Source organism: Leisingera sp. JC1, from assembly GCF_001679925.1.
In the GTDB taxonomy this organism is placed as follows: domain Bacteria; phylum Pseudomonadota; class Alphaproteobacteria; order Rhodobacterales; family Rhodobacteraceae; genus Leisingera.
Genome location: NZ_LYUZ01000146.1, coordinates 1 through 9,934, shown reverse-complemented (window position 1 = coordinate 9,934; position 9,934 = coordinate 1). Strand labels below are relative to the sequence as shown.

The following is a 9,934-nucleotide window of genomic DNA, read 5'->3' as shown; positions in this document are numbered from 1 at the left end:
CCCCCTCCAGACGATTTTCACCCGATGCCCGGAGGAGCAGGCGCCTGTGCGCGGGCGCCTGCGTTCCCCGCAGGAAGCGCATCTGAATTTCGGACCGCGCTGGCAGGTGCTGGAGCGCGCCGCACTGGGGGACGGCGAAGGGATTGCCGCCCTGTCGCTGCCGGATGCGGCGGCGGCTGACGGTTGCCTGCTTCACCCCGGCCTGCTGGATCTGGCAACCGGCTGGGCGATGCGGCTGATCCCGGATTATGAGGGCACTGCGCTGTGGGTGCCGGTCTCCTATGGAACCATCCGGGTCTTTGCACCGCTGACTCCGCAAGTCTTCAGCCACATGCGCCTCTCCGGCAGCGACGCCAGCGGATCGGCAGCCTTTGACGTGACCCTGACCGGCCCGGACGGCACCGTGCTGGTGGACATAGAAGGCTTCCGGATGCAGCGTCTGGCGGGCGGTTTCGACGCAGCTGCCGAACAGGGCGAGGCGGATGCGACTGCCGCCCGGCTGGGGCTGGAATCCGCCAGCAGCCCGCAGCCGCTGTCACCCGAGGAACGGCGCCTGCAGCTGAACATTTCAAACGGCATCAAGGCGGAGGACGGCGGCGAGGCCTTGGCCCGCGCGCTGGCCGCTGGCTTGCCGCAGGTCGTGGTCTCCTCGCTCGACCTGCCGGCCTTGATCGCCCAGGCGGAGCAAAGCGCACCCGCCCCGGCGGAGGCGCAGACCTTCGACCGTCCGCAGCTTGACACCGACTATGTCGCGCCGCGCAACCCGGTTGAGGAACAGCTGGCCAAGCTGTTTGCCTCCCTCCTGGGCGTCAGCCAGGTCGGGATCGAGGACAGTTTCTTTGACCTTGGCGGCCATTCCCTGATTGCAGTGCGGCTGTTTGCTCAGGTGAAACGCGCCTTTGATGTGGAATTCCCGCTGTCGGTTCTGTTCGAGGCCCCCAGCGTCGCCGCGCTGGCAGAGCGGATCATCGAACGCACCGGCGGCGGCGTTGCGGCAGAGCCGGGGGACACCCCGCAGGCAGCAGAGGAACAGCCGAAATTCACCCATCTGGTGCAGCTGCATCCAGGTGACGGCACCGGGCGGCGCCCCTTCTTCCTGGTCGCGGGCATGTTCGGCAACGTGCTGAACCTGCGGCATCTGGCGCTGCTGGTCGGCAAGGACCGCCCGGTCTACGGGCTGCAGGCCAAGGGGCTGGTGGGTGATGAGCCACCGCATAACTCCATTGCGGAAGCTGCGCGCGATTACCTGCAGGAAATCCGCCAGGTGCAGCCCCGCGGCCCTTACCTGATGGGCGGCTATTCCGGCGGCGGCATCACCGCCTATGAGATGGCGCAGCAGCTGAAAGCGGCAGGGGAGGAGACCGCCATCGTCGTCATGCTTGACACGCCGCTGCCCGTGCGCCCGGAGCTCAGCCGTAAGGACAAGGCGCTTATCAAGCTGCGCCAGTTCCAGGAGCGCGGCCCCGCTTACCTGCTGGACTGGGCCCGCACCCGGCTGGCCTGGGAAATCGAACGGCGCAAGGCGCCGCCGCCCGCACCCGGCGTGGCAGAGTTCGATAACATGAAGATGGAGGCCGCCTTCCGCACCGCCATCGGCACTTACCGGACACATCCCTGGGACGGTTCCGTTGCGCTGTTCCGTCCGCCGCTCGACCGTCGCTGGCGGGTGTCCGGCGGCGGCTGGGTCAGCACCACCCGCGAATATGTTTATGACGACAACGACTGGTGCAAATGGGCGCCCGACACCCGCGTTTTCGAGGTGCCGGGCGATCACAACAGCATGGTGCTGGTGCCCAATGTCGCGGTATTGGCCGGGCAGCTGAAACAGCTGCTGGACGCAGCCGAGGATGAGGCAACGGCGCGGCCGGCGCTTTCCGGCCTGCAGGCGGCGGAGTAGCCGGATGCAGCGTGTCCTGATCATCATCCTGAACTACCGCACGCCGGAAATGACATTGCAGGCCGCCGAAGCCGCCCTGCGCGAGCTGGAAGACCTGCCGGGCGAGTTGCTGATCATCGACAACGGCTCCGGCGACGGCTCCGATGACCAGATCCGGGCAGCGGCAGAAACCCGCGGCTGGCTGGACTGCAACCGGGTACGGGTGATTGCCTCGCAGGTGAACGGCGGATTTGGCGCAGGCATGAATATTGGCCTGAACACCGGCCTCGCAGACGGCAGCGCACCGGAGTTCTACTATCTTCTGAATTCAGACGCTTTTGTGCAGGGAAACACCATCCGCACCCTCCGCGATTTCCTGCTGGAGCGTCCTGGCGCGGGCCTTGCAGGTTCTTATGTGCGCGGAACAGATGGTGCGCCGCACAGGACCGCCTTTCGCTTTCCCTCGATCGCAGGGGAGTTCGAGGCTAGTGTCCGCACCGGCATTTTCACCCGGCTGCTGAAACCCTGGGTCGTCACCATGGAATTGCCGCAGGCAGAGGTGCAAGTCGACTGGACCGCCGGCGCCAGCCTGATGATCCGCCGCGAGGCGATTGAAGCCGCTGGCGGTTTTGACGAGACTTTCTTCCTCTATTTCGAGGAAACCGACCTCTGCCGCCGCGCCGCCCGCGCCGGATGGCGCACCCACTATGTGCCGGCCAGCGAGGTGGCGCATATCGGCTCAGCCTCAACCGGCATGAAAGGCTGGCAGCGCACGCCGCAGTACTGGTTCGACTCGCGCCTGCACTACTTCGTCAAGAACCACGGCCGCGCCTATGCCGCCGCGGCCACATTGGCCCGTATCAGCGGCAGCCTGATCTATGGCCTGCGCCGCCTGATCCAGAACAAGCCGCAGGCCGATCCGCCGCATTTCCTGCGCGATCTCTGCCTGCACAGCCTGCGCGCTGTGTTTGCGCCGCGCCGCTTGCCGCCTTCGGAAACGCGCCTCCCTTCTCCGCTTGCAAAGGAGCAGAAATGACCGCCTTCACCTGTGCCCTGATTGGCAATGAGTCCCTTCTGATCGGCTGCGCCGATGCGCTGCTGGCACGCGGCCACCAGATCCGGGCGGTGGTGTCTCGGGACGCGGACATCCGCGCCTGGGCCGCAGACAAGGGGCTGGTCGTTCTGAGCACACCCGCTGAGCTCAGCGGCGGTTTCGACTGGCTGCTGTCCATCGCCAACCTCACGGTTATTCCCGATACGGTGCTGACGCAGGCGGCAAAGGGCGCGGTCAATTTCCACGACGGCCCGCTGCCCCGCTACGCAGGTCTCAACACCCCGAACTGGGCCCTGATCAATGGCGAGCCGCAGCACGGCATCACCTGGCACCTGATCGAGGGCGGTGTGGATGAAGGCGACATCCTGGCCCAGCGGCTGTTTGATGTGGCACCGGATGAAACCGCCTTCAGCCTCAACTCAAAATGCTATGCCGCCGCAATGGACAGTTTCGGAGAGGTCGTCCCGCAGCTGGAAAGCGGTGATCTGCAACGGCAGAAACAGGATTTGAGCCAGCGCCGCCTGTTCAAGAAGTCAGACCGTCCGGCGGCAGGCGGCATGCTCAATTTCTCCCGCCCGGCAGCGGAGCTGGCCCGGCTGGTGCGGGCGCTGGACACCGGCGGTTACTGGAACCCGATGTGCGCCGCCAAGCTGCGGATCGGCGGGACCGTCCTGCTGGCTGGCGCCGCGGAAGTTACTGAGGGCAGCAGCGCCACAGGCACCATTTTGGAAATCGCCAAAGACAGGCTGACCGTCGCCGCAGGTGACGGCGCCCTCACGCTCTCCCGTCTGACCACGCCTGCCGGCCAGCCGCTCGACATCTCCAAACTGGCCAGCCCTGGCGACACGGTTCCCTCCCTGACCGCAGCAGAGACCGGGGCACTCACCGCCCGTCTTGCTGCGGTCCAAGGGGGCGAAGGCCACTGGCGCCGGCGTCTTGCCGCGATGCAGCCGGTCCAGGTGCCGCTGGCCTCAGGCACCTTCAGCGGTGAATGCAGCCGCCGGGACATTGCCCTGCCCGGCGGTCTCAGCGAAGAACAGGCTGCTGCCTGCGCCCTTGCCTTTGCCCTGCTCAGCAGCGGTGCGGAGGTCGGCGATGTAGCGCTTTCGGTGGCAGGAATGGAGGGCCTGCCGGGCCTAGTCTCCGACTGGGTGCCGCTGCAGGCGCAGCGGCAGGAAAGTGTTGCAGCCCTAGTAGAGCGAACCGCGCAAGACATTGCCATGGCCCGGCAATCCGGCGGCTTTGCCGAGGATCTGGTGGCCCGAGCTCCGGAGATCGCAGCGCAGGCCCGGCCCGGCATCGGCCTGATGCTGGGGGAAGATGCGGCGATTGAGGGCTGTGCTGCCACGGTTTCCCTGAACGGTGGTGTCCTGGCGATGCACTTCGACAAAGCTGCCCTTACAGTAAAAGCCGTGGACTTGCTGGCCGCGCGGCTGGAAACGGTTCTGAACGCCATTGCTGAAGACGGCAGCCGGACCGTTGCGGAGCTGCCTGCCCTTCCCGAGACGGAACGCAAGATGCTGATGGAGGACTGGAACCAGACCGCTGCGGATTTCCCGGCCGGCCTGACCATCCACGCAGCTTTTGAGGCGCAAGTTGCAAAGACCCCGGATGCCATCGCCCTGGTGTTCGAGGACCGGAGCTTTACATACAGCGAGGTCAACGCGCGGGCCAATGCGGTCGCAGGGCGCTTGCGTGAAATGAACGTAAAACCGGGCAGCCATGTCGGCATCCATATCCGCCGCGCGCCTGAGCTGGTGTTTGCAGCGCTTGGGGTGATGAAGGCCGGCGGCGCCTATGTGCCGCTGGACCCCGCCTACCCCGCTGACCGGATCGCGCATTACATCAGCGATTCCCGAGCGCAGGTGATCATTACGCAAAGGGAGCTCGCAGCCAGCCTGCCTGCGTCGGATGCGCAGGTGCTGGAGATCGAAACAGTTTCTGCGGCACCAGAGACTGGAAACGTTGACGGCGGTGCAGCAGGCAGCGATCTGGCCTATCTGATCTACACCTCCGGCTCCACCGGCCAGCCCAAGGGGGTGATGGTCACCCACACCAATGTGTCGAACTTCTTTACCGGCATGGATCAGCGCATCCCGCACCAGCCCGGCGATGCCTGGCTGGCGGTGACCAGCCTCAGTTTCGACATTTCCGTGCTGGAGCTGTTCTGGACGCTCACGCGCGGGCTGAAGCTGGTGCTGTCCAGCGATGAAAGCCGGCTGGAGCTGTCCAAGGGGCCGGTGGCGCTCAGCGACCGCAAGATGGATTTCAACCTGTTTTACTGGGGCAACGACGACGGGCCAGGCCCGCAGAAATACCATCTGCTGCTGGAAGGCGCCAAGTTCGCCGACCGCCACGGCTTCAATGCGGTCTGGACCCCGGAACGGCATTTCCATGCCTTTGGCGGCCCCTACCCGAACCCGTCCGTCACCGGTGCTGCAGTTGCGGCTGTGACGCAGAACATCGGCGTGCGTTCCGGCTCCTGCGTGGCGCCCTTGCACCATCCGGCGCGGATTGCCGAGGAATGGGCGGTGATCGACAACCTGACTGCCGGACGCGCCGGGATCGGTTTTGCCTCCGGCTGGCAGCCAGATGACTTTATCCTGCGGCCCGAAAACACCCCGCCTGCCAACAAGCCCGCGCTGTTTGAAACCATCGAAACCGTGCGCAAACTGTGGCGCGGTGAGGAAGTGGCCTTCCCCCGCAAGGGTGGCGGTGAGCACAGCGTCCTGACCCAGCCCCGCCCGGTGTCCAAGGAACTGCCGGTCTGGGTGACGACCGCGGGCAACCCGGAAACCTGGCGCGAGGCCGGGTTGATCGGGGCGAACGTGCTGACCCACCTTCTGGGCCAGAGCATTGAGGAAGTCGCGGGCAAGATCCGCATCTACCACGATGCCCTGCGCGAGGCGGGCCATGACCCCGCGGATTTCAAGGTCACGCTGATGCTGCACAGCTATCTGGCGGAGACCCGCGAGGAAGCCCGCCAGGTGGCGCGGGAGCCGATGAAGGATTACCTGCGTTCCGCCGCCGGGCTGATTAAGCAATACGCCTGGGCCTTTCCCGCCTTCAAGAAACCCGAAGGTGTGAAGAACCCGTTCGAGATGGACCTCGGCATGCTGTCGGAGGAGGATCTGGAAGCGATCCTCGATTTTGCCTTTGAGCGTTATTTCGAGGACTCCGGCCTGTTCGGCACCATCCAGGACGCCTGCCAGCGGGTCGAGGAACTGAAGCGGATTGGTGTCGACGAGATCGCCTGCCTGATCGACTATGGCATCGCGCCGGAGGTGGTGCTGGAAGGGCTTAGGCCGCTGGCCGAGGTTCTCCGCCTGTCAAACGCGCCGCAGGAACTGGCGGCGGATGACTTCTCGCTTGCGGCGCAGATCGTACGCCATGGCGTGAGCCACATGCAGTGCACCCCGTCGATGGCGCGGATGATTGCTGCGGACAGGGATGCCAGCGCCTGCCTGGGCCAGTTACAGCATCTGCTGGTGGGCGGCGAGGCGCTGCCGGGTGATCTGGTGCAGGCGCTGCGCGAGGCCACGCGTGCGGACATCCACAATATGTACGGGCCGACCGAGACGACGATCTGGTCGACAGTAGAGAAAATTTGCACCGTCCCTGCGGGAACAGCCGGCATTGGCACGCCGGTTGCCAATACGCAGGTCTACGTGCTGGACGAGAAACAATCGCCTGTTCCGGCAGGGGCTCCCGGTGAATTGCATATCGGCGGCGCGGGTGTCACGGCGGGGTACTGGCAGCGGGAGGACCTGACTTCTGAACGCTTTGTAAAGGCACCGTTCGCTGCAACACCCCTCTACCGCACCGGGGATCTGGTGCGCTGGACGGAAACCGGCCGCCTTGCTTTCCTGGGCCGCACCGATCATCAGGTGAAGATCCGCGGCCAGCGGATCGAGCTGGGTGAAATCGAGGCCGCGCTGACCGCGCAGCCCGGTGTGACCGGTGCTGTGGCGGTGCCGCGCGGCGAAGCTGGTGCAGAGCAGCTGGTTGCCTACATCACCGCCTCTGCGCCTGTGTCCGGGGAACTCCTGAAACAGGCGCTGGCGGCCCGGCTGGCTGAGGTCATGGTGCCGGCGCATATTGTCTCCCTGGACGCTTTCCCGCTGACCCCGAACAAAAAAATCGACCGCAAGGCACTGCCGGACCCGCAGCCTGCGCAGGCCAATGCCGCCCCGGCCGTTGCACTGGACGCTGGTGCGCAGGCCCGGATTGCCACGGTCTGGAGCCGCATTCTGGGGGTCAGCGGTATAGGCGCGCAGGACAATTTCTTTGCCCTTGGCGGCCATTCCCTGCTGGCGGTGCAGGCGCACCGGGAGTTGCGCGAAGAACTGGGTACCGCGAAACTGTCGATCACCGATATTTTCCGCTTCCCGACCCTGGCGGGGCTCGCCGCCCACATCGAAGGGCTTGCAGGCACCCCGGCAAATACGGAACAACAGCCTGAGGCAGCCGCAGCCCCGGACCGCAGCGACATGATGTCAAAACGGCGGGCGATGCGGGCAAACCGCAGGGCAAGGACGGGATGACGGAGAGCAACAGCAAACTGGCAGAGCGGCTGGCCCTGGTTCGGCCGCTTTTTGCCGCCGATGTGGCGCTGGCCGGGGCGGACCCGCTGGGCACGCCGCCTGCGCCGCTGGCAGAGGAAGCCGCGGGGCTGTCACCCAATGCTGTTGCGAAACGGCGCAACGAGTTTGCCGCTGGACGGTCCGCCGTGCATCAGGCGATGCAGCAGCTGGGCGTGTCCCCTGCCCCGGTGCAGGTCGGCAGCGACCGGGCGCCGGTCTGGCCCGCAGGGCTGGTGGGCTCGATCACCCATACCAAGAGCTGCGCCATGGCGGTGCTGGCACGGTCCGGCATGGTCCAAGGGCTGGGTATCGACGTAGAGGAAGACACCCCGCTGAAGGATGAGCTGCTCCCGGCAATCTGTTCCGGCCGTGAACAGGCCTGGCTAAAGCGGCAGGACAATCCCGGCCAGATGGCCAAGGTGATCTTTTCCGCCAAGGAAGCGGCCTATAAGGCGCAGTATACACTGAGCCGGACATTTTACGGCTTTGACGGGATGGAGCTGGAATTCGATCTGGCCGCAAGCGCCTATCAGGCGTTTTTTACCGCTGACCGGGGACCGTTCAAACGCGGCGAGGCGGTAGGCGGTCGCTTTGCGGTTGGCGCGGGCCTGATCATGACTACGGCAGAAATAAGGGGGCGCGGATGATGGGGCGGCGGGGGATTCTCGCGGCAGGTGCGGCGGCCGCGACGCTGGGGCTGATGGTGTTTGCGACCCGCAGCCGTTCCGTGCCGGTGCCGCCGCCACTGGATCCGCCCGAGGGGCCGCTGAATGTGTTTCACCTCGGTCATTCGCTGGTCGGTCCCGACATGCCGCACATGCTGGCACAACTGGCGCCCGAGGGGCACAAATACAACAGCCAGCTGGGGTCAGGCACATCGCTGAGGGCGCATTGGGAGCCAGGGGAAGAGATCCTCGACTTTGCCGCGGCCAACCACTTGCCTGCCTACCGCGATGCTAAAGAGGCCATTGGCTCCGGCGAATACAATGCCGTGGTGCTGACCGAGATGGTTGAGCTGCGCGATGCGATCAAGTACTTCGATGCAGCCAAATATCTGGGGGAATGGGGTGATCTGGCACGGGACACCTCGCCGGATACCCGCATCTTTCTGTATGAGACCTGGCACTGGATCGACGATCCACAGGGCTGGCTCAACCGGATTGACGCGGATCTTGAAGCGCTTTGGACCGGAAAGCTGCTGAGCCGCGACAGCCGCCGCAACCCGGATCATCCGGTCTATTTGATCCCCGGCGGACAGGCGATGGCAGCAGTGGTTCGGGCAGGCGCGCGCGGTGAAGTGGAGGGCATCGCCAAACCCGCGGACCTGTTCGGCCGCGCCCCGGATGGCAGCAAGGACCCGATCCATTTCAACGATCTGGGCGCATATGTGGTGGCGCTGGCGCATTATGCGGTGCTGTACCAGCGTTCGCCCTTTGGGTTGCCGCACCGGTTGACCCGCGCCGATGGCAGCCCGGCAGTAACGTTCAGCCCTGAAGCCGCCGCCAGGGTGCAGCAGATTGTGTGGGACACCGTGCGCGCCCTGCCCCGCACAGGTCTGACCGCGGCGGAAGCAGCCGGATGAAACTGGATGCGCTGATCACCTCGGTCGTGATGGTCGGCCATTCGCTGTTCGGGCCTGACAATCCGCAAATGCTGGAACAGTTGCTGGACACCCAGACGGAAACCGCAGTTGAAGCGCAAATCATCAATGGCGCGCCGCTCAGCTACAACTGGCAGCACAGCGGCAGCGCCGAAGGCGTTGATTCACGTGAAAGGCTGCGGGCGCCTGCCGACGCGGTGATCGTGACTGAGGCAATTCCGCTGGCCAATCACCTGGAATGGAGCGGCACGGAACAAGCGGTCGCGCAGTTTTATGAGCTGGCCCGCGCCGCCAACCCGGATGTGCGCTTCTATCTGCAGGAAACCTGGCACAGCCTGAACAGCGGCTCCAGTACAGAGGTGCCCTTTGACAAGGGGGCCGGTGTGCCCTGGCGGGTGCGGCTGGATCAGGATCTGCTGCACTGGCAGGCGGTTGTCGCAGAGGTGAACACGGCCACCGGCGGCTCGGTGAAGCTGCTGCCTGCAGGGCAGGCAATGGCGCGGCTGGATGATGCGATCCAGGCAGGCACCGTGCCGGGGCTGTCCAGTATCCGCGATGTCTTTGCCGATGATATTCACCCCAATGCGACCGGCTTCTACTTTCTGGCGCTGCTGCAATATGCGGTGCTGACGGGCAAGGATCCCGCCGGGCTGCCGCACCGGCTGACGGACCGCTGGGGCAAGCCCTATCCTGCGCCGCCCCACGAATTGGCAGCCCGGCGGGATCCTTGCCCGTCAGCACCGCATATTGCAGCAGCGCCAGAAAGTAGAAGCCGGTCGCATTGGGGTGAATATCATCGGCAAAGACATCGCGGATACTAC

General features: G+C 65.3%; 5 protein-coding genes and 1 pseudogene. All 6 read left to right on the top strand.

The window, feature by feature from the left end; genetic code table 11:
• Positions 1–1,897: thioesterase domain-containing protein (locus tag A9D60_RS23290; RefSeq protein ID WP_175393027.1), on the top strand; the 1,897-nt coding region annotated here is incomplete at its 5' end.
• A 4-nt stretch (positions 1,898–1,901) separates the two neighbouring features.
• Positions 1,902–2,912 carry a glycosyltransferase family 2 protein gene (locus A9D60_RS23285; protein ID WP_065269794.1) on the top strand — a complete coding sequence of 337 codons (1,011 nt, stop codon included), beginning with the start codon at positions 1,902–1,904 and terminating at the stop codon, positions 2,910–2,912.
• The gene (locus tag A9D60_RS23280; RefSeq protein ID WP_065269793.1) at positions 2,909–7,474 is read left to right on the top strand and encodes a MupA/Atu3671 family FMN-dependent luciferase-like monooxygenase; all 4,566 of its coding nucleotides are present in this window, start codon (positions 2,909–2,911) and stop codon (positions 7,472–7,474) included. The genes A9D60_RS23285 and A9D60_RS23280 overlap by 4 nt, the downstream gene beginning before the upstream one ends.
• The gene (locus A9D60_RS23275; protein WP_065269792.1) at positions 7,471–8,160 is read left to right on the top strand and encodes a 4'-phosphopantetheinyl transferase family protein; all 690 of its coding nucleotides are present in this window, start codon (positions 7,471–7,473) and stop codon (positions 8,158–8,160) included. The genes A9D60_RS23280 and A9D60_RS23275 overlap by 4 nt, the downstream gene beginning before the upstream one ends.
• Positions 8,157–9,095 carry a hypothetical protein gene (locus A9D60_RS23270; protein ID WP_065269791.1) on the top strand — a complete coding sequence of 313 codons (939 nt, stop codon included), beginning with the start codon at positions 8,157–8,159 and terminating at the stop codon, positions 9,093–9,095. Before A9D60_RS23275 ends, A9D60_RS23270 begins: the two co-directional genes overlap by 4 nt.
• Positions 9,092–9,934: pseudogene (locus tag A9D60_RS23265) on the top strand (hypothetical protein); the annotation flags it as partial. The gene A9D60_RS23270 and the pseudogene A9D60_RS23265, both read left to right, overlap by 4 nt.